At 40.9% G+C, this 19,228-nt stretch carries 20 protein-coding genes and 1 pseudogene; 8 read left to right on the top strand and 13 right to left on the bottom strand.

The window, feature by feature from the left end:
* The first annotated feature begins 10 nt into the window (after positions 1–10).
* Positions 11–1,372: a hypothetical protein gene (locus V7K60_RS05925; RefSeq protein ID WP_334923737.1), complete on the top strand. Its 1,362-nt coding sequence runs from the start codon at positions 11–13 to the stop codon at positions 1,370–1,372.
* 624 nt (positions 1,373–1,996) lie between these two features.
* Positions 1,997–2,974, top strand: a complete 978-nt coding sequence (locus V7K60_RS05920) for a bestrophin family protein (RefSeq protein ID WP_334923736.1) — start codon at positions 1,997–1,999, stop codon at positions 2,972–2,974.
* Positions 2,975–3,254: 280 nt separating this feature from the next.
* Here the strand turns inward: V7K60_RS05920 and V7K60_RS35120 are convergent, their stop codons facing one another.
* From V7K60_RS35120 to V7K60_RS05910, 3 genes are all read right to left on the bottom strand, one after another.
* On the bottom strand, positions 3,255–3,341 hold the full coding sequence (locus V7K60_RS35120) for a transposase family protein (protein ID WP_442944345.1): 87 nt from the start codon (positions 3,339–3,341) through the stop codon (positions 3,255–3,257).
* Positions 3,342–3,584: 243 nt separating this feature from the next.
* Positions 3,585–4,031, bottom strand: coding sequence for a nucleoside 2-deoxyribosyltransferase domain-containing protein (locus V7K60_RS05915; protein ID WP_334923734.1), 447 nt, complete (start codon positions 4,029–4,031; stop codon positions 3,585–3,587).
* A 191-nt stretch (positions 4,032–4,222) separates the two neighbouring features.
* Positions 4,223–4,522 (bottom strand): hypothetical protein, encoded by a 300-nt coding sequence (locus V7K60_RS05910; RefSeq protein WP_334923732.1) that lies wholly within the window; start codon positions 4,520–4,522, stop codon positions 4,223–4,225.
* A 120-nt stretch (positions 4,523–4,642) separates the two neighbouring features.
* Between V7K60_RS05910 and V7K60_RS05905 the strand changes: the two are divergent.
* Positions 4,643–4,771, top strand: a pseudogene (locus V7K60_RS05905) (IS630 family transposase); the annotation flags it as partial.
* Between the two features lie 154 nt (positions 4,772–4,925).
* On the opposite strand, the gene V7K60_RS05900 reads toward V7K60_RS05905, so the two are convergent.
* The 6 genes from V7K60_RS05900 to V7K60_RS05875 form a co-directional block, all read right to left on the bottom strand.
* The gene (locus V7K60_RS05900) at positions 4,926–5,543 is read right to left on the bottom strand and encodes a hypothetical protein (protein ID WP_334923731.1); all 618 of its coding nucleotides are present in this window, start codon (positions 5,541–5,543) and stop codon (positions 4,926–4,928) included.
* A 29-nt stretch (positions 5,544–5,572) separates the two neighbouring features.
* Positions 5,573–6,937, bottom strand: coding sequence for a tRNA (N6-isopentenyl adenosine(37)-C2)-methylthiotransferase MiaB (miaB, locus tag V7K60_RS05895; protein WP_334923730.1), 1,365 nt, complete (start codon positions 6,935–6,937; stop codon positions 5,573–5,575).
* Positions 6,938–7,716: 779 nt separating this feature from the next.
* A complete protein-coding gene (locus V7K60_RS05890; protein WP_334923729.1) occupies positions 7,717–8,574 on the bottom strand; it encodes a GH25 family lysozyme in 858 nt (285 codons plus the stop codon).
* 129 nt (positions 8,575–8,703) lie between these two features.
* Positions 8,704–9,267, bottom strand: coding sequence for a retropepsin-like aspartic protease family protein (locus V7K60_RS05885; RefSeq protein WP_334923727.1), 564 nt, complete (start codon positions 9,265–9,267; stop codon positions 8,704–8,706).
* Between the two features lie 48 nt (positions 9,268–9,315).
* Positions 9,316–9,480 carry a hypothetical protein gene (locus tag V7K60_RS05880; RefSeq protein ID WP_334923725.1) on the bottom strand — a complete coding sequence of 55 codons (165 nt, stop codon included), beginning with the start codon at positions 9,478–9,480 and terminating at the stop codon, positions 9,316–9,318.
* A 297-nt stretch (positions 9,481–9,777) separates the two neighbouring features.
* Positions 9,778–10,551 (bottom strand): nucleoside phosphorylase, encoded by a 774-nt coding sequence (locus tag V7K60_RS05875; protein ID WP_334923723.1) that lies wholly within the window; start codon positions 10,549–10,551, stop codon positions 9,778–9,780.
* A gap of 112 nt (positions 10,552–10,663) precedes the next feature.
* Here V7K60_RS05875 and V7K60_RS05870 point away from each other — a divergent pair, with 112 nt between their 5' ends.
* The gene (locus V7K60_RS05870) at positions 10,664–11,629 is read left to right on the top strand and encodes a protein rep (protein ID WP_334923721.1); all 966 of its coding nucleotides are present in this window, start codon (positions 10,664–10,666) and stop codon (positions 11,627–11,629) included.
* A 131-nt stretch (positions 11,630–11,760) separates the two neighbouring features.
* Here the strand turns inward: V7K60_RS05870 and V7K60_RS05865 are convergent, their stop codons facing one another.
* Positions 11,761–12,360 carry a macro domain-containing protein gene (locus tag V7K60_RS05865; RefSeq protein WP_334923719.1) on the bottom strand — a complete coding sequence of 200 codons (600 nt, stop codon included), beginning with the start codon at positions 12,358–12,360 and terminating at the stop codon, positions 11,761–11,763.
* Between the two features lie 355 nt (positions 12,361–12,715).
* Between V7K60_RS05865 and V7K60_RS05860 the strand changes: the two genes are divergently transcribed.
* The 3 genes from V7K60_RS05860 (at position 12,716) to rnhA (ending at position 14,943) form a co-directional block, all read left to right on the top strand.
* Complete coding sequence (locus tag V7K60_RS05860) at positions 12,716–13,459, top strand: M50 family metallopeptidase (protein ID WP_334923718.1); 744 nt, start codon at positions 12,716–12,718, stop codon at positions 13,457–13,459.
* On the top strand, positions 13,459–13,608 hold the full coding sequence (locus tag V7K60_RS05855) for a hypothetical protein (protein ID WP_334923716.1): 150 nt from the start codon (positions 13,459–13,461) through the stop codon (positions 13,606–13,608). Before V7K60_RS05860 ends, V7K60_RS05855 begins: the two co-directional genes overlap by 1 nt.
* Positions 13,609–14,034: 426 nt before the next feature.
* Positions 14,035–14,943 carry a ribonuclease HI gene (rnhA, locus tag V7K60_RS05850; RefSeq protein WP_334923714.1) on the top strand — a complete coding sequence of 303 codons (909 nt, stop codon included), beginning with the start codon at positions 14,035–14,037 and terminating at the stop codon, positions 14,941–14,943.
* 136 nt (positions 14,944–15,079) lie between these two features.
* Here the strand turns inward: rnhA and cruG are convergent, their stop codons facing one another.
* Together cruG and cruF are read right to left on the bottom strand one after the other, a co-directional pair.
* Positions 15,080–16,279, bottom strand: coding sequence for a 2'-O-glycosyltransferase CruG (gene cruG, locus V7K60_RS05845; RefSeq protein WP_334923712.1), 1,200 nt, complete (start codon positions 16,277–16,279; stop codon positions 15,080–15,082).
* A gap of 150 nt (positions 16,280–16,429) precedes the next feature.
* Positions 16,430–17,338: a gamma-carotene 1'-hydroxylase CruF gene (gene cruF, locus V7K60_RS05840; RefSeq protein WP_334923710.1), complete on the bottom strand. Its 909-nt coding sequence runs from the start codon at positions 17,336–17,338 to the stop codon at positions 16,430–16,432.
* 391 nt (positions 17,339–17,729) lie between these two features.
* On the opposite strand from cruF, the gene V7K60_RS05835 reads away from it, so the two are divergent.
* Complete coding sequence (locus V7K60_RS05835) at positions 17,730–18,176, top strand: hypothetical protein (protein ID WP_334923709.1); 447 nt, start codon at positions 17,730–17,732, stop codon at positions 18,174–18,176.
* Between the two features lie 151 nt (positions 18,177–18,327).
* On the opposite strand, the gene V7K60_RS05830 is transcribed toward V7K60_RS05835, so the two are convergent.
* A complete protein-coding gene (locus V7K60_RS05830) occupies positions 18,328–19,101 on the bottom strand; it encodes an MlaE family lipid ABC transporter permease subunit (RefSeq protein WP_334923707.1) in 774 nt (257 codons plus the stop codon).
* Between the last annotated feature and the right edge of the window lie 127 nt (positions 19,102–19,228).

Below are 19,228 nucleotides of genomic sequence, written 5' to 3'. Positions count from 1 at the left end.
CAGAACGTCTATGTTACAAGAAGCCAGCACCCGTCTCATAGTACCAGAACCATCAGAAGACTTAATCACCAACGAGCCTTGGTCGATAGAAAACTATGCTGATGGCCTAATGGATGAACTCTTTGCCGATATCGACTACATTCTGGATGCTAGTGGTAATCTGCCTTCTCAAACTGTTAGCCACAGTAGTCAGAACAGATCGAGCCACTCTGTTGCTGGAGTTTCCGCCCAAGCTCAACGCCAATCGCCTCCAGAATACGTGCCTCTGCAAACAGTTACGATACCACAGATTATTTTACCGAACACACTGAACCAACCAGTACATTCAGTTGCTCAAGATAATCACAAGCAATTGAATACCGTTATATTTGATCCCGCTACTGTTAAACCAGTTAGTAGAAAACGTCAGAAAACTAGTTCGGTTTTGGGCAAACTGCTGATTGTAGGAACAACTTTAGGCGTGGCGATCGCTAGTATGATCTACTTGGTGCAGTCTGGAGTCGTATATCTTTTAAATACCAAATTGCCCGATTCAACGCTTCTATTGCCACAATCGCAGTCACGGTTGCCCGTAAAAACAGAAATTGAGGCAGAGTTAGTTGACTATATGCTCCAAGCACTGGCTGTTATAGATAAGCAAGGAGCAAAAAGTAATCAAAAATCTTTCAATCCAGGATTCTCCAGTCAGGCAAATACTAACCAAATAGCCCTTGGTCGCCAGCAACCAACTGGTAATCTACCAGCACTTCCACTTCTAGCTAACAATACACCACCAGCCCCCAATCGTTCTGGAAGCGTTATTGAGCGCATCTATGTCCCCGTTTATCAAGCGCCGTCGCCAATGCGCTACGCCCTTCCAGCCATTCCGGGGACTCCCACACTTTTACCACAAGTTGCCAGTGCGTTACGAATATCTCAACCTAATGTTGTGAAAACTGCCCTGAATACAGTGCGACAAGCTGCCAAGCCTGTGACTGTTAATATGTTAGCTGCGGCTGTCCGAGCCGAACTCAAACCTGTGGCGGCCAAAACAGCACCCATTAGCGTGCGGCAAACACCCAAGCCTCTGCCTGCATTACCAATAGTTCCATTGCGTGCTGCCCTCGCCCCAGAGTCAGAACCAACTATTACCCAAGAACAAGTATATCCGCCAACTGCGATCGCAGAAGCTCCGAGTAATACCTTAGAGGGATTGCTAGAGTTGGGCAACAAATCAGCTGCTTTGTTTAAAATTGATGGCGTGACTCGCCGCATCAATATGGGTGAAAGTATCGGCTCCAGCGGTTGGACGCTAGTAGATGTCAGTAATGGCGAAGCAGTTGTCCGACGTAATGGCGAAGTGCGATCGATTTATGCAGGACAGAAACTATAAATTTTTTAACCCACTCCTTGGTTAAGAAGAGTTTAAAAATTAAACTTATCTATCACCATTAACATGACTACAACCAGCAATAATTGATTGAAATAATTTGATTGCGTCAAATAGTCCTCTGTCTCTTTCTGCACTGTTAAGATTGCCTAGCATAGCTCATGCGATCGCGTTTAGTTTTAACACTATCAGCCTTATTGGCAGTAAAATCGCTTTTATTTGAAATACCACAATCTTTAATCAATATAAGCAGAAAATCAGGTTTATAGTGAATAATTGAATTTCCTACCTAAAGATAGTTTACATAAATAAATTTCAATGTTAAAACTATAACTTGTGTTGATTATAGTTCCACTACAGTGACTATATGGAAACTTATATCTTACATATATCTTGCTTAAGCAAAATATATTTAGTTAAAAAAGTTAGTTTGTTAATTGATGTAATCCTCAAACCTTATACCATTTCTTTGTGAGGCTGCGCCAAATTTTCTTTTTTCCTTTGTGTCCTTCTCTGACGAGACGAGACGCTACGCGAATGCGCCCTATGCGGGAAGTCGCTTTGCGTCTATGCAGTTCATTTATTATACAATTTGGTGCATTTTTATAAAGAATTGGTATTAACAATATGAAACAACTTAACTATTTTCAAAATAATTCTAAAAACTCTTTAAGAGAAAAGTATCATCTTTACAAAGGTGAAAAATTGAACTGGTTTCAAGTAACTCTTCGGCTTGAAAGGTCAATTATCTCTATTATTCTTCCTTGGGTAATTTTTTGTACTATATATGGTACTTTTATATCATTTTTAAATCATTTAGGATTACCAATAGCATTTTCAGATTCCAGCAATATTCTTACCAATGCTGTTTTAAGTTTTAATATCGGTTTTACATTACTATTAGTATTTCGGACGAATACAGCCCATGATAGGTTTTGGGAAGGTCGTCAACTATGGGGAGGTTTAGTAAATACATCACGTAATTTAACTCGGGGAATTTCGATAATAGTTAAAGAGAAGACACCACAAGATAAATTAGAAAAAGAAGCAATGCTTCGGTTAGTAACTGCTTTTGCAGTTGCAATGAAGTTGCATCTAAGATCAGTACCTTTAGACACTCAGTTAGCATCATTAATGTCTGAAAAACAATATTTACAACTCCAAGAGACTAATCATCCTCCACTACAAATTGCTTATTGGATAGGAGATTACTTGCAATCTCAGCATGATCGAAATTGTCTAAATGTTTATCAACTGACTACTTTACATAATTGTGTAGATGATTTAGTAGATATTTTAGGCGGTTGTGAACGCATTTTAAAAACGCCGCTGCCTTTGATATATACTATTAAGCTCAGACAACTTTTATTAATGTTTTGTCTTATATTACCTTTAGAAATTGTGAGCTTTTTAAATTGGTGGACTGGTATAGTAATGGCTTTTGTAAGTTTTACATTATTAAGTATTGAACAAATTGGCTCAGAAATTGAAGAACCTTTTGGATTTGATCCGAATGACTTACCTTTAAATACTATTTGTAACACAATCTCAAACAATGTAGAAGAATTAATCAGTCTTTCTTCTAACAATGTTCGTTATTATTAAATCTATAAAGCAATAGCTTGGGTTAGCGCCAAAAACTTTAAACTATGTAAGTTTGAGAGCCACTACGCACTTGCTCCCACTTTCTTAGCAAGTGGTGTTTGAGGAATAAAACCCAACATTTTCGGTGGTTTGTCGGGTTTCACTTCCCTACGGGACGCTCTGGAATTCCGTTTTCGGTTTCTGTGATGAGATCAACAAGGACTTTTTTCCTCCTAAACGAAACTTCCCAGAACTGATTAATGTAGTTTCAACCCAATGTACTATACGGCAAACCAAAGATTTAGGATATTTCCCAGTCACTAGCAATGTGGAAGTAAGTTCGGTATTCCCGCCAATATTGTAAGCAAACTAAAGCTTGGTCTTCCAAGTTTAACTTGTTTGGATAACAAGAGTGTTTGCTTCAAACTAGCTGCATCTTTTAATACCTTAATCATTTCATCAAACGTGCGTTGTTGCACCCCAACCAAACGTTTGAACTGCCGATTCGATAACTTTTTTGTTTGCTCGTATCGCATAAGTAGATTGATTCAAGCGACAAAACCCAACATCATACCATAAAATATTTTTGCAAGAGGTCTATTATTAAAGTAACAATTTTAACTGCACACGACTAAAATTTATAAACTTGATTAGCTAATTCATCTAAAGAATAAACAATTTGAATATCAGGACGTACCAAACCAGTTTGAATTTCTACATCTTGTCTTCTAGCGTAGTTAGGATGAACTCCCACGAATAAAGGTTTATTTGTCATTGACCAAGCACCCAGTTCGTAGAGAACTATTGGACAGAGAGTTTCACATGGAAACCAAAAAAGAATTGCTGTGGCAAGTCGCAGATGCTTAAACTCCCATGTGATCTGCTGTTGAGAAGCACTTGAGTCATGAATGGGAAAATTAGCTTGTCGAGGATTTAAAATTATCCAAGGTGAGGGTTTTAATAATTCCACTATCTGTGATTGCCAATCTGGACAACCTGTAATTCCACCAGCAAAAAATATAGCTTTTCCTTCACCATCAAATTCTGAAGGTACTTCAATATATTTACTCGTATTCATGTTTTTTTACACATCAATTACATACTTACAGTATATTTGCTCTAAATCCTACCTGAGCAATTTTAGCTCACTTCCTAACTATGCCAAGCAATAATAGCATTGAATGCAAAGTTCACACTCCGCCTAGCTTATATCCCAAACATTAGCTCGTCCGCCCGCACTCAAATTTTATCGAGCGAGACCGCATCGATTTAAGCGTGGTGAAGGATAATATTTATTGCATCTTTTGTGCTAATTTGATACTGTATAGCAAGTTTATTCATATTGGCTTCACCATTTGCATGAGCTTTGATAATTGCCGCAACTGGGATGGATTCTTTTCTTTTTTTACAACCACAGTTAGTTGATCGACCATTAGTGAGGGTGTGACTGTAGACAAGTTTTTGAGTTCCACAATCACACTCGCATAATACTTGCTTTCCTTGTTTGTCTAGTACAATCCAGCTACCGAATTTTTCACTTGTATTAATGACTCGCTTTGTAGTCTCCATAAATTATTTGGGTGCTATTACTGCTGGGTTATATATAGCAATCCTATCTGGTTTGTGAGAAAATACGGAAAAGCAATTTAAAGTATAATTAGTAGCCATTATAAGGGTATATCGATGTGGATGCGATCGCTATCAGAGTTTATCGAAAATAGCCAAGACAAGCGAGAAATTCAACGGGCACTCGCAGTCAAAATGCTGCTAGAAGGATACACTCATGTTGCTATCCAACTGGAGTTTAGTCTAAACTCCAGGACGCTGTTCGCGTTCGTTCAACCCAACCTACGGCTATCCTTAACCCAAGCGTATTGATCTATAAACAAGTTATACCAAAATTTTATGATGAGAATGGAGAGATTTTTCCTTTATTAAACATAGAAAACACTTGGCTAAAAAATGCAATTGCTTAATAAATAGTTCGCCAAGCTTTTACTGTCCCTTTGCCAATTTCGCTATCAACAGTTTGACCTCCTTCCAAGACTAGTCTGATATCTAAATTATCATCTGGAGCATTTTTCAAAGCAGTGGCTAATTCTTTACTGACAGCAAATGTGCCAGTTGAACCGTCTAATTGAAAAACTTTTTTTCTGACCTTGAGCAAAAGCTTATCAACTTTTTTAGTCGTGGAAAATCTAAAATAGTCAGGTCTGGGATACACACGACCTGCTGTGTAGAAAGAAGACCTTGCTTCATCCGAATTTACTGTTACGAGCACTCGAATGCTCGAAGGAGTCCACAAACTAATAACTTGCTTTGAACTCTCACGGTACAAGCGGCCACCTAAAGAATTGCGATCGAAAACTCCAATAAACTCCCCTTCAAAGGGGTCAACAATTTTTACGGCTTTCGACCAAGGCACATCCATATCGGGGGACAGTCCAGCTGATTTGACCATTGGCAAATCGCTTGATGCTTGGGCAACAATAGCTACCTCTTGAACGCTGAAAGCAGCACTTTGAGGAGAAATTACAGCCAAGCTAGCCCCAAAAAGAAGAACTGGAATCGTTTGCGGTAACTTCATCATAAGTCAGGGGTATAATCTTCAAATAGTTCTTACTGCAAAATGGTTTGCCTTACTTCAACTGGTTCACCCGTCAAACTAAAAGGGCGAACTTCGGTAATTTTTACCTTCACTAACTGCCCTTTGAGTTCTTTGATGTTACCGTTAAAAAAGGTCAAACGATTACCACCAGTGCGTCCCATTACCTGGGTTGGATCTTTAGGATTTTGGTCTTCTACTAAAACTTCTTCAATGCGTCCAAAGTAACGTTGCGATCGCTCTGCTACTTTCAAGTTTCCCAGATGATTAAGCCGTTGCAGGCGATCGCTTTTAATTTCTTCACTCAGTTGATTATCCCACAAAGCGGCTGGTGTCCCTGGACGCGGCGAATATGCTGCTGTATTCAACATATCAAAGCCAATATCTTCCACCAGTTTCAAGGTATTTTCAAACTGCGCTTCTGTCTCTCCAGGAAAACCGACAATTACATCGGCACTAATCGAGGCATCTGGCATATACCGCCGAATGGTATCGATAATCCGGCGATATTTCTCATGAGTATAACCCCGCGCCATCGCCTTTAAAAGTTCATTATCCCCAGATTGAAAGGGAATGTGGAAGTGTTCGCACACTTTAGGCAACTCAGCACAAGCTTGAATTAATCTCTCGGTAAAATAACGGGGGTGACTAGTAGCAAATCTTAACCTTTCAATCCCTGACACATCATGGACGTAATAAAGCAAATCTGTAAAGTTGTGCAGATGCCGACCTTCTGGTGTCACTCCAGGTAAATCTCTGCCGTAAGCATCAATATTTTGACCGAGTAGAGTAATTTCTTTGTAACCTTGCCGTCCTAATTCTTCCATTTCCGCCTGGATAGCTGACGGCGTGCGAGATTGTTCGACACCGCGCACATTGGGAACCACGCAATAGGTGCAGCGTTCGTTACAGCCGTAAATTACATTCACCCAAGCTGTCACTGTACTATCCCGTCGCGGCTGGGTGATATCTTCAATAATGTGAACTGCTTCGGTTGCTACGACTTGATTACCCTCAAATACTGACTCCAACAAATCTTTCAGACGGTTGGCGTGTTGTGGCCCCATTACCAAATCTAATTCTGGCACTCGCCGCAACAGCGCTTCTCCTTCTTGTTGGGCAACACAACCAGCAACAATGAGCGTTAAATCAGGCTGCTCATGTTTACGCTTTGCTTGTCTGCCAAGATAGGAATATACCTTTTGTTCAGCATTATCCCGAATTGTACAGGTATTGTAAAGAATCACATCTGCATGATTCGGGTCTTCGCACCACTCAAAGCCCATGTCTTCCAAAACGCCAGCCATGCGCTCTGAGTCAGCTTTATTCATCTGACAACCGAAAGTAGTGATGTGATATTGGCGTTTAGAAGTGGTCATGGGCAATTCTGCTGAATCAGCGTAATGTATGTAAGTTTTATTTCTATTCTATAACGCTCTTATGCTGCTTCAGGAGTGCTGAGTAACTAAGAGAGAAATAGGCGGGTTGAAATAATTTCAATATAAAAACCTAAAGAATTTACAAACTGCAAGCATTAAGATAATCAAATTTGACCGAAAACGAAAAGGATACAAGCCCCTAAATTTATTTATAGAGAAGCAAAAAAATGTATTTCGAGTGGCATAGCGCAAGAAATACGAAGTCCATTTACAAGCCCCTAAATTTATTTATGGGGATCAATAATGCAAGAATTTTGAATTCGGAGCGTACCCCTTTGGGAAAGCAAGCTACGCGCAGCGTCTCGTAGAGAAGCGATGTGACCTCTTTCTCCAGAATCTTGATGTCATCGTTGCCAAAGAAATCTCTTACTGATAATTAGGGTATGTGAACCGAGAATAGTAGACTGTCAAGATTGATTTGGAGGAGGGTTTGTAGAAATGTAACCACAAACCACTCCCATAATTTAATTGACGGTTACTTAATAGTAATATTTAGTTGTCAAAAATGCCTTTTTTGGGTTCGTATAACTTACGTCTGATGTGAATTAGAAACGCCGCTTATTCTATAAAGGTTTCTAGATTCGCTCAAAATCATAGTTTTGGGATTACCTATGAAATTACAAGGGTTTCAAAGCTTAATTCACATTAAACGTAACTTAGATACATGATTAATCGCGTTAGTGCAAACCATCAAGATTTTTTTGACAATCAAGCTTAACTTAAGCGATCGCTAATTTGTCTCCAGGGGCAACAATGCCATTAGCTGTGAAACTGTTAGCTTGCTGATAAGCGATAACAGCCTTTTTAGTAGCTGGGCCAAAAATACCATCTGGCGCTCCTGGATCGAATTCTGGGTGAGTTGAGTCTTGAGCAACTTTTTTTAAAGCCTGCTGCAACTTCTTCACCTTCGGACCGATGCGACCTTCCTGAAGTGAAACAGCAGGAACGGTTAAAGCCTGGAGACGATTCAAAACACCGTTGAATCTATTCCGATCTACATCACCTGATATACCAGGAAAACCAGTCAGGTCGCCTTTGTATTGGTGGAAAGTCTGAAATTTCCACCCACCTGGAATAGTAGGAGTGTCTGTATCAAAATGTGCAATCCACAGGTCATAGTCAGCAAAGCGTGAGGTTTTGATCTTATCGTCCCAAAAGCTAGGCCCAGTGTAGATGATCGGTTTGTAACCTGTAGTAACTTCCACTGCAGTTAAGACCTTGGTAATTAGGTTAAGCTTTTCTGTGGAACTCAAGTCATCCCAATGATCGTTCTGTCCATGATTGTAATAGTCTTGTTCAATGTCTACGACTGGCGGGAGATCGCCTGGTTCTATCTCTAAGGCTTGAGCAAACATTTTTACCTGTGGGTCAACCTCCTCAGAAGGACGAAAGAAGAGATAAGCTCCACGAATAATACCAGCTTTCTTTATTGCAGGCCAGTAAGAAACAAACCGAGTATCTTGCTTATAGGTTCCGTAGTTCACTTTGGCATAAGCAAAGTGAATACCCTGACTTTTCACTTTTTCCCAATTGATATCTTCACTGTAATCAGAAACGTCAATACCTTCAACTGACATAGGTTGTCTGTCCTTGTATGTAAAAATACTTGGCCAACTACAATGTCATATCGGCTGTTTGCGTAAATCTTTTATACTGCAAGTAAAATCTTTACAAATCGCAAACACTTGTCTCGATGGTATTATAACTTAGCGGTGATGAAATTCAACTTCTGTTTCCAGAATCTTAATATCATAGTTACCAAAGAAATCGTGCCCTAATAAGCCGATGCTGGCTTTTGGTGCGATCGCTACTTGAAGATTATTGGCTATAACTCCACCTACTGCAATAGATTTTACCTTACTGGTTGAGAATTTTACTTCGCTACCATCAGCAATTTGGGCTTGCATTGTACCTGTAGCCTGTACTTTAAGTGTATTCGCCATATCTTGAGTGATAATGGTTCCACTAGCACCTGTATCTACAATCATTTCAAAGGTTTTTTCGTCGTTGAAGGTGACATCAATCACAGGAGTTCCACCAAAACGGCGTTTGATTGAGACTCGAAAAACTCTGTTGTCTGAAGGTGCGGCTATAATATTGCCACAAATCCTTCCCAATCCAACGGTTTTACCAGAGGAAGTTATCATGTAACACGCTCCTGGATCGTCTGCTGTTGCCCGATCAGAGAATGCTAAAAATATCAGCGTCGGCATTAGTGCAATTGCAGCTAGTTTAACGGTCGTAATCCAACGCCTCCAAGCATTCTTCATGTTATACTGCTCTCCAATTTTTGTGATTACTCTTAATAGCTAAACTCATCATGGTGGCTGTAAAACATTAAAAGCACAGTTTTCTAATATATAGCGGTTCTCAACCCAGTGAGGTACAATTTTGACCTCTCTCCAAACCTCTCTCCTAAAAGGAGAGAGGCTTTGAATTGTTCCCCCTTCCCGCTTCGGGAAGGGGGTTAGGTCTATTCGCATACTTGTACCTCACCTGATTGAAAATACCTATAAAAACTGAGTTTTTCTTAATTAACAAATAAAAATTCAAATTCTCTCTGTTGAAAACAAGATACTTTTAACCAATTTTTGTAGTTTTAAGTTAGCTAATAAAGTTTTATATAATATATCTCAGTCAAGATGAAATTGCATTTTACTCAATACATCTTACCGATAATTACTGATTAATAAATTAAAGATTAGGTAAAGACACGATAAAAATACTTAGAGCAAATTCAATCTGACATACTAAGAAGTTGATAAGAGAGATTTGTTAGTTTACTCAAAGCTTGCTGCTGCATTTACAGCAGTTGCGATCGCATTTTTAACAGCGACATCTCTTTGTTCTATAATGATATTTTCACTATCAGTACGCGAAGCAACTACACCGCAAATAGCAGCAGCAGCAAAATTATACACTCCTGCCATTTTGAACAGTGTGCCGCATTCCATCTCGTAATTTAAGATATTCAAGCGCCGATATTCTTCTGTAATGCCATGCAGCGATCGCATTAAATTTGGATTGGCTGAATCAGTGCGTTCTTGTCCTTCGTAAAAAGTATCAACTGATGCCGTAATTCCCATGTAATGTTCAACCTTTAATTCTCGTGCAGCTTTAACTAAAGCGACTGTCAGAAAAGGATCGGCTGCGGCTGGATATTCCACAGGTGCAATATCATTTGCTGCACCTTGGCGACATAATGCTGCACTGCTAATAACAACGCTACCGACTGGTATATAAGATTGAATTGATCCACAAGTTCCAATGCGAATAATTTGCCGGATTCCTACTTGTACCAACTCATTAACTACAATACTTAATGAAGGCGCACCCATACCACTTGTAGCTGATAAGATGCTGCGACCATTCAGTAAGTATCCCACATAGCTATTGAGTCCACGATTTTCTGACAACAAGCGTACATCTTGTAAATAAGTTTGGGCAATGAGACGCGATCGCTCTGGATCGCCAGATAATAGAGCAATGCTGGGAGGCGATGAACCTAAATCATCTTGCCCAAAGCCAATGTGATAAAAGTGTTTACCAGTCATAGAGTTGAGAGTTGCGATCGCCCTACATATTTACCTAAATACTTTTACTGAGGTTTTACCGTATAAATTACGTTAATTTGGGACGTTGATACCAAACTGACTCAGTGATTCTGTGTTCGCTAAAGCCTTAAAGTCCCAACAAAATCAAAATGTACAAAGCTTATCCGAAGTTTCGCCTATAGGTAAAATCTGGGACAAGCATAGAGCTAATACTGATAAAGTTTTCCATTATTACGCTAAAGCAGACGAACATTGCTTTCAGCAGTATGCTTGGCGAGTAAGAATGTGTTCCGAGTTGCTGAAGTTTCAATTAGTGCCAGACGAAGCGGAAGGTATTCTCAAGTTAAAGCTATCAGATGCCCGATTCTGTAGGGTTCGTCACTGTCCTGTTTGTCAGTGGCGGCGATCGCTCATGTGGAAAGCAAGAGCTTATAAAATTCTCCCACAGGTTGTCACTGATTACCCCAAGTACCGTTGGCTATTTGTTACTTTGACTATAAGGAATTGCCAGATTGAGGAACTCAGGGAAAACTTAGATTCGATGAATAAAGCTTTTAAGCGATTCACTGAATTGAAAGCATGGCCTGCGAAAGGTTGGGTGAAGTCCACAGAAGTCACTAAAGGTAGAGATGGAGTCTCAGCACATCCGCATTTACATATTTTGGCAATGGTGCCGCCTTCGTATTTCAGTCATGGCTATCTTTCTCATGCCAAATGGGTAGCATTGTGGCAGCAGTGCTTACGAATTGATTACCAGCCAATTATTCATACTAGTGTGATCGCTAAACATCATAACCCATCACGACTTATTCCAGAAATTCTCAAGTATCAGGTGAAAGAGTCAGATTTGGTAAGTGATAGAGAATGGTTTTTAGAGTTAACCCGTCAGCTACATAAAAGTAGAGCGATCGCTGTTGGGGGTATGCTCAGGAAGTATATGCGCGAATTAGAGGAGAAAAACCAAGACCTCATTAATGAAAGTGAAGAGACAGATGAGGTGGATGAGGAAAGTTTGTTTTTCCGATGGGAGCGCAAGTTACAAAGATTTAAATATAGAGTGACATCAGCGATACAATAATAGCTTCGATAATTAAGTTATTTACTAGCTTTTTACGAATGATTTAAGATTTCTCTAGAAGTGTTTACCTGTCATCTAGTTGGAGTAGCGATCGCCCCAGCAATATAATACGCTAGGGCGTTTTTTAAACTTTACCTAAAATTTCCTCCTTCCCATATCTGAAGTTGTCTTTCTGCTGCAACTATGCAATTAAGATGCTTGGGTGGATAGAGAAAATGATCGTAAGCTAATGCCATCTGTCTAGCAGCTTCGGTATATGGCACTCGTCCTATTCCTGTACCCAATCCAGGACAGGCAATGATGTTAATTTTTTGCCTAGCGTATTGGTTATGGTGTCGAACTGCCAGCAGCATGGCCCACATCGCTGTATAAGGAATATCTGTCCCAGCAATAATCATGGGAACTCGCATAGTGGGTGTATGAGCCAAAAAAGGATGCTTGTAATGACCTGTTTCCACAATCATTGATGTTCCCACAGGCTGTTCACCCAAATAATCCTCAAGAATGCGCTGCTGAACTCTTGCCATTAAGGAATGACCGAAAAAACAAATAATTGCCGCATCTATGCCACCATCCATCATTCCAAAAGAGTTAGCAGAGCTGACCATACAATCAAAATCCGGCAACCACTCGAAATAGTTATTCACTATTTCTACATTGGGTAAGTAATTAAAATGCTGTTCAAAGGCTGCACACAACAAAGAGTCGGGAGCTACTAATATCAATTTCAAGCTTTCATTTCCTCCGCTTGAATACCTATTTTAAACGTCAGCTAGGGCAACAATCAACGGTTTTTCTGTATTATCAGCCTTGTCTTATAATTATAATACATAAATAATACAATATATCACCACTCAGTTGGTGACTGTTTGTCGCTTGAACAAAAGGAAATTTTATAATTCCCCGAACACGCATCCGAAATATTGGTATCTCTGCCCACATCGACTCTGGTATGGCTACTTTTTATTGATAGCGCTATAGTTGACAGCCGTCGCTTCCAGGTGCGAATTGTTGCATTGTCCAGCAACTCCATTACCTGAATAATTACACTAGGATGGATGGAAATACACTGCCAATGAGTGACCTATGAGGGAACCAAGTAAAAATTTTAAAACCTTGCTCACCAAAGAAGCCCCGCCAGTTGTTGAACGTATGGGGCTAACCTGGCTAGTTGCAGCAGCGATCGCAACTGCTTTATTGTGGCAAGTACCAGGAGGGGATTATATCTTATACCCATTTACCATTCTGGCAACTTGGTTTCATGAAATGGGCCACGGTTTAATGGCACTGCTATTAGGGGGACAGTTTCAGAAGTTGCAGATTTTTAGCAATGGTTCTGGTGTCGCAACTTATGGCATCCGGTCGTCGTTGGCGCCAATTGTCCCGGCAATAATCGCCGCAGCCGGGCCAATGGGGCCGCCTCTTGCCGGTGCAGCTTTGATTCTGGCTTCCCGCAGTTTTAGAGCAGCAACCCTCTGTTTGAAAATTTTAGGAAGTTTTTTGCTGTTGTCCACATTAATTTGGGTGCGTTCCTGGTTTGGATTGGTGGCAATTCCCTTACTAGGTTTAATAATCTTAGGTATTGCCTTAAGAGCACCTCGCTGGACGCAAGGGTTTGTGATTCAATTTTTGGGTGTACAAGCTTGTGTAAGTACGTACCATCAACTTGATTATCTATTTAGTAGTTCTGCTGGCCCCCTTGGAATTTCTGATACAGCGCAAATGCAGCGATATTTGCTTTTACCTTACTGGTTTTGGGGCGGGTTAATGGCGATCGCATCTCTGGTAATTTTAATCCAAAGTCTCCGTGTTGCTTATCGTTCTGAGTAATGAGTAAGAAGCACCATCAAAAGACGATTGAATCTTTAGCTCAAAGAATTACCAAACATCAAGAAAAGATTAGACTGGAATCAGAGAAGAGTTTTCCTGACGAAGGTTTAATTAAGTATTGGGAAAAAGAGATTTGTGCTTTTGACTAGGCAATCCAACAAGCACGTAAAAGATTGGGACAATAAGTAAAATATGCAGATAGCGATCGCCCTCTTGCAGTCACCAATTCAACCCTCAGTATCTTGATTGCTGAATTAGGTACAGAATGCCTGAAAGTACAAGCCTTAATTAACCAGTTACAGTTGAACTAGTTTAACTGCTAATATAACCAACAAGCTGAAATTCTCGTAGAACTCTTAGCTGCTGCGGTTCATCTGTATAATCATTGTGACAAAGATTTTCAGGCGTTAATTACTGAAGAAATGGAAAATTTGCCTGATGATGAGGATTAAAGAAGAATTCCGAAGTCAGAATTCAGGAGTAAAAATTAAGAGTTTTTATCAGTATAATAGCCTGGATATTGTTAAAAAAATTCGCCGCTAATCACTCTTACCTTCGCGGTTCGATACTCTAAGATGTCCACCCAACCCATAATTCAAAGCATATATACCGATGGTGCTTGCACCGGTAATCCTGGCCCTGGCGGTTGGGGTGTTGTCGTCTACTTCAGCGACGGCTCAATCCACGAAATGGGCGATGCATCCCCTCATACCACTAATAATAAAATGGAGATGCAAGCTGCGATCGCCGCCCTTCAATTTCTGCAAACATCTCAACAAGCCCAACCCATCACCCTTCATACCGATAGCGAATACCTGATTAACTGCGTTACCAAATGGGTGAAAGGCTGGAAAAATAAAGGCTGGAAAAAGTCAGATGGTAAACCCGTCCAAAACCAAGACCTTTTAGAAATCTTAGATGAACTCAATACCCAACAAGTAAAATGGCAACACGTCCGGGGACATTCTGGTAACATAGGTAACGAACGTTGTGATGCGATCGCTCGCACTTATGCAAGTGGCAAAACCCTTTCCCTACAACAATTATCTTCCACAGATTTTTATAAATCTTTACCTTCCACAAATGAACTAAATGTAGCAAAAGTAGCTGATTATGAAAAAAACTCTAGAATAACTAACCAAAGTCCGCAAGAAATCAGTACTTCTGCACCAGAAATAACCGTTATGGAACTATCAACTGGGCCAACTGCGGCCGTAACCGATGAAAAACCGCCAGAAATGAGGGTTTTGCAACTCCGCAGCTTGGTCGAAACTCTGCGTATAGCTGACGAAATTTCTGAAAAAGGCTACTTAATCACCAGTTCGGAGTTAGCAGACTTGATGGATGTCCATGCCAGCGCTGTCACCAGTCGTGGAGATCAATGGCGCTGGCGAAACTGGATAGTGTCACGGGTACGCCGTGAAGGAAATCAAATTCTTTGGGAATTGGAACGCGGGGATCAAGTAGGAGGTGAAGAGGAGTAAGGGAGTGAGCAGGGAGCAGGGGAGCAGGGGAGAATTGGGGACAAGGGGGAATTATTGAACAAGTCTCTCCCTTGTCTTCCCCCTCTTCCTTGTCTACCTTGTCTCTTCTCCATGCCCAATGCCCAATGCCCCACTATTATATATACTTGCGTCCTCGCCACTCGCGTGGGGTGCGGAATGCAGATAAGAAGATTCGTAGCACAGCTAAGGGATCGGCCAAAGGGGAAAGCCAGAATAACCAACTGCCTTTAGCGTTTGTGCGATCGTAAGAAGGTGCGATCGCTATTAGCATCGCAAAGCGAATCACCAACAGAAATAAATTCAGTCCCAACAGCAGGAATGGGGGAGTGGGCGAATATGAGAGTGTGGGAGAAATCAACAAAAAAGTCAGGACAATTAAAAGGGGTAGACCTTGAACAGATGTGAGTAGCCATAAATCTCCCCACAACTGAGAGCGAGAAGTTGCATCTTTGAGATCGAGACTCCGCCCCCATTCTTTCCACGTCTCCATCGCCCCTTCATACATCCGTACCTTTAATACCTTTGCGCCATCTAAAAAGCCGACCTTATAACCTTGAATAGCAATATTGCGTGCCAACGTGACATCATCACAAAAAGAACTCTTCGCACTGCTATAACCACCTACAGCAGCTAAAACGGAGCGACGACACAAAAAACACTGCCCATTTGCCATTACCCGTTCTGGTTGCTCTGTAGTGATCCCCGCTGGGTCAAATCGGTAAAGCAAAGTCATCAACAAAGCCGGTTGTAGCCAGCACTCCCCAGGATATTTGAGGATGAACTGGGGTGAAAGAGAAACCAAATCGTAGCCTTGTGCTTCGGCCGTCTTCACCAAACCAGCAACTAAACCAGGATGCGGTTGGATATCAGCATCCAGCCCCAGAAACCACTGACTAGCCTCTGAGCTATATAGAAAACCGTTATGTAACGCCCAAGGGCGCCCCACCCAATCAGAGGGTAAGGGATCATCTGTCATCAGGCGAAAGCGCGGATCTTTCTGCTGTGAGGCTTTTACTAAGTCGGGGGTGCCATCACTAGATTTGCTGTCTACAACCGTAATTTCCCGAACTTCATAGCTTTGCTGACTTAAACCAGCCAACAGAGGGCTAATACGAAGCGCTTCGTTCAGTGTGGGAACAACGATACTAACCTTACCCAAAAGCTCAGGTGTCGGCTGTTGGGGTTCTATTGGAGGATGGCGTCTTGGCCCCTTTAGCAGCCGCGAAAACAGAATCGCCGTTGCTGGTACTTGGATAAGTAGCAATAAAAGAGAAATTGCGCTTTCCACTATCGAAGCGTTGTCTACTGTTGTCAAAATACTTAACAATTAAAATCGCTACTATACAACATAAATGGGCATGGGGCATGGGGCACTTGTACTGAGCGAAGTCGAAGTATTGGGTATTGGTTTATTCCCTTTTCCCTCCCCAATTCTCAGTCCCCAGTCCCCAGTTCCCAAATAGGCTTATTTCAAAGCAACTTCAACCTTTGCTACTGATACTTCTTTGGTTACTGGTTCAACAGTAACTTGAGTAGGTGTGGTTGAACTCCTTAACCACAGCGCCACAGCCGGAATCACACCTAGCAATAAGCCGAGTAATACAGGAATGGAGAATCCAGCGGCCAAGCTGAGTCCGGCGGCGAAGGCAAAGTTAGTTAAATAAACGACTAAGGGCAGATTTAGTTGCGATCGCTCTAATTTTATCGAGGTATTTCTCCACAATAATCCTGCCACACTCATAAACAGGGCGCTAGTACCAAACCAACCTACATAGTTCTGGTAAGGTGTTCCAAAGAAAGCTCCTGGTTGTTCCCAATACCAGAAGGGCAGAGAAGATTGACTCATAGCTGGCTCAAGGGCAAAGTCCCAGCAAGTGAAGAGTAAAGCACCAACGGCTATTGCAGCAATATGGCGTCCCCAACTGGGTTTTTGAGCCACTTTCAAACCAGTTCTCGCTATTAAGTAAGACGACAGCCCAACATAAAACCAAGATAAGGGTATTGTGAAAGGAACTAGCCCCCCAATCTTATAACCCAAGCCACTCAGGTAGCTATAATCACCAAATGGAAACCCTGTGCTAGTTCCCAGTAGTTCACTCCCTAAAGAGATAAACATAGCTGGTAGCATAAATGCTAGCCAAGTTCCTAATCCCAACGTCCGGTAGGCATAAATGGAGACAGCTATTGTCCCTAAGATGATATCAACTACACCGCCGCCAGCCATACTTAACTGTATGGCAGTTTCACCTACCTGCGATAAATTGAAAATTATTTCGGCATTAGGTACTACCAGTAGCATCCCTACCAGTCCAAAGGCTTTTGACGCGATATGACCAATGAGGCATACGCGTTCAGCAATAACAAGTTGTCTCATGATAATTCCTTAACAAGATGTGACACGCGGCTACTAGGCTGCTAACAGTTTACAAATCTTTAATTAATTTGTACCGCAATTCTCGACAAACTTGTTCGGCTTTCTTGGGAACAGCATAAAAATCTATTGATTGAAGCTATAAAAATATGATGCTAAACTTACTAGTTTAAGCCATATATTCAAAATCTACATAATTTTATCTGTAAGAACTTCTAGTTTCTTGTCTCACTGATACCCGTATCGGAAAAAACTTCTTTGATATTGGGCTGGGATATGGTGAAGGGAGAATAACCATCATAAACTGAGCAAGTCCTCAAGCAAAATAAAGTCTTGAGTTACTACACTTAATTTATGCGATAAGACCTTAACCCTGTACTAGAAATATAAACCCATGTCAATTTGGAAAAGAGTTCCTTGGGTGTCCCTGGCACTAGTACTGGTGAGTTACAGTACTTTGGGCTGGGTAATATCAGAAACACGTGCTCCTATATTTGTGTGGGTGGCAACTGTAATTGCTATCTTGCTTTTAATCGTAACGTTGACTGCTCCTTGGCCGAAGATGACATATTACTACAGTATTTTTCTTCAATCAAATACTAGGTCTTTCGGCGTTGCCGTCTTAGCAGCTTTTTCATTCTTTATCATGATTGCCTGGTTTCGGGTATTTCTTGATACTTTACTCATCATTTCAGCGACTATATTAGTCAGAATAGACTTTCAAATAGCGGGTCTTAAAGAAGGTCTAGCTTTTTCGACTGCCTCTATCTTTTCATTGGGAGGTTTAGCTTTGGGTGCGCTAATCTACAAGTTCATATATTCCCAAATTCCGTTAACGTGATGAAGTATATCCGAGAAAGCAAGCAATGCCTGGGTTGGGTTGTGCCAATGCTTTAAAGGAAGAAGCAGTATTATTTACCCACAACTTACTTTGTAGTTCAAATTCCCAACTTCTTAAAAAGTTGAAAATTTTGTTCAATACTTACTTGGGTTCAAAATGCAGGCTGTTCAAACAGCAGTAAAGATAGGAAAAAATCCATAATAAAAATGGATACCCAACTAGTAACAACTGCTTTTGTTGCCGATTCTCCTACTTCCTTTGCTCCCCCTCTAGTAGTTAAACCCCAACTACAGCCAATGACAGCAACCAGCACTCCAAAAATAAACCCTTTTAGCAAAATAATAAACAAATCTGACGGTTCTAAAAAATTTCTGACTGATTCTAAAAATGTTTCGGGAATAATTTGGTAGAACTTTGATGCGGCAAAAACTCCGCCAATGATGCCTGTAACTAAAGCCAAAATCGTCATCAAAGGTACCATCAAACAACAAGCAATTACTCTAGGAAGTACTAGATAATCAATTGGATCGGTTTTGAGCATATAAAGTGCATCAATTTGCTCAGTGACTCGCATTGCACCTATTTCTGCTGCAAAGGCAGAACCTACTTGTCCCGCCATAATACTAGCGGTCAAAATTGGAGCTAATTCTCTACAAAAAGCTAAGGCAAATGCACCTCCCACTGCATCGATAGCCCCAAATCGGGCTAATTCCCTCGTTATCTGAATAGTAAAAATCATTCCTGCAAAACAGCTGACAAGGAGAACTGGAGAAATAGAACCTGGTCCAGCGGTAACAAGATGTTGCAAAATCTTGCGATAGTAGGTTTTCCCTTGGAGTAAATGTAGCCACACTTGACCAAAGAGCAGTATTGCTGCAAAACAGCGTGTAATCCCAGATTGCTCAAAATTTGTTTTTGGTTGCAATTTTATCGTCCTTACGACTGACTTTTTTTGCACATTTATTGTTATATCAATTTTCCAAAATAAGACTACAGATACAAATGGTGGGAACCCAGCCAGATGTGATCTGACTTTCTCAATTCAATAGATG

The organism is Nostoc sp. (assembly GCF_036917555.1).
Taxonomy (GTDB): domain Bacteria; phylum Cyanobacteriota; class Cyanobacteriia; order Cyanobacteriales; family Nostocaceae; genus Nostoc.
Note: the sequence above shows the minus strand (reverse complement) of the source record. Positions and strands in the feature narration are given on the sequence as shown.

Coding starts and splice junctions, on each gene's coding strand:
- V7K60_RS05890 (WP_334923729.1), bottom strand. CDS start 8,574: ATGTCAGTTGAAGGTATTGACGTTTCTGATTACAGTGAAGATATCAAT.
- rnhA (WP_334923714.1), top strand. CDS start 14,035: ATGTCCACCCAACCCATAATTCAAAGCATATATACCGATGGTGCTTGC.
- V7K60_RS05835 (WP_334923709.1), top strand. CDS start 17,730: ATGTCAATTTGGAAAAGAGTTCCTTGGGTGTCCCTGGCACTAGTACTG.
- V7K60_RS05875 (WP_334923723.1), bottom strand. CDS start 10,551: ATGACTGGTAAACACTTTTATCACATTGGCTTTGGGCAAGATGATTTA.
- V7K60_RS05900 (WP_334923731.1), bottom strand. CDS start 5,543: ATGATGAAGTTACCGCAAACGATTCCAGTTCTTCTTTTTGGGGCTAGC.
- miaB (WP_334923730.1), bottom strand. CDS start 6,937: ATGACCACTTCTAAACGCCAATATCACATCACTACTTTCGGTTGTCAG.
- cruF (WP_334923710.1), bottom strand. CDS start 17,338: ATGAGACAACTTGTTATTGCTGAACGCGTATGCCTCATTGGTCATATC.
- V7K60_RS05920 (WP_334923736.1), top strand. CDS start 1,997: ATGAAACAACTTAACTATTTTCAAAATAATTCTAAAAACTCTTTAAGA.
- V7K60_RS05860 (WP_334923718.1), top strand. CDS start 12,716: ATGAGGGAACCAAGTAAAAATTTTAAAACCTTGCTCACCAAAGAAGCC.
- V7K60_RS05885 (WP_334923727.1), bottom strand. CDS start 9,267: ATGAAGAATGCTTGGAGGCGTTGGATTACGACCGTTAAACTAGCTGCA.
- V7K60_RS05910 (WP_334923732.1), bottom strand. CDS start 4,522: ATGGAGACTACAAAGCGAGTCATTAATACAAGTGAAAAATTCGGTAGC.
- V7K60_RS05855 (WP_334923716.1), top strand. CDS start 13,459: ATGAGTAAGAAGCACCATCAAAAGACGATTGAATCTTTAGCTCAAAGA.
- V7K60_RS05880 (WP_334923725.1), bottom strand. CDS start 9,480: ATGCGAATAGACCTAACCCCCTTCCCGAAGCGGGAAGGGGGAACAATT.
- V7K60_RS05915 (WP_334923734.1), bottom strand. CDS start 4,031: ATGAATACGAGTAAATATATTGAAGTACCTTCAGAATTTGATGGTGAA.
- V7K60_RS05925 (WP_334923737.1), top strand. CDS start 11: ATGTTACAAGAAGCCAGCACCCGTCTCATAGTACCAGAACCATCAGAA.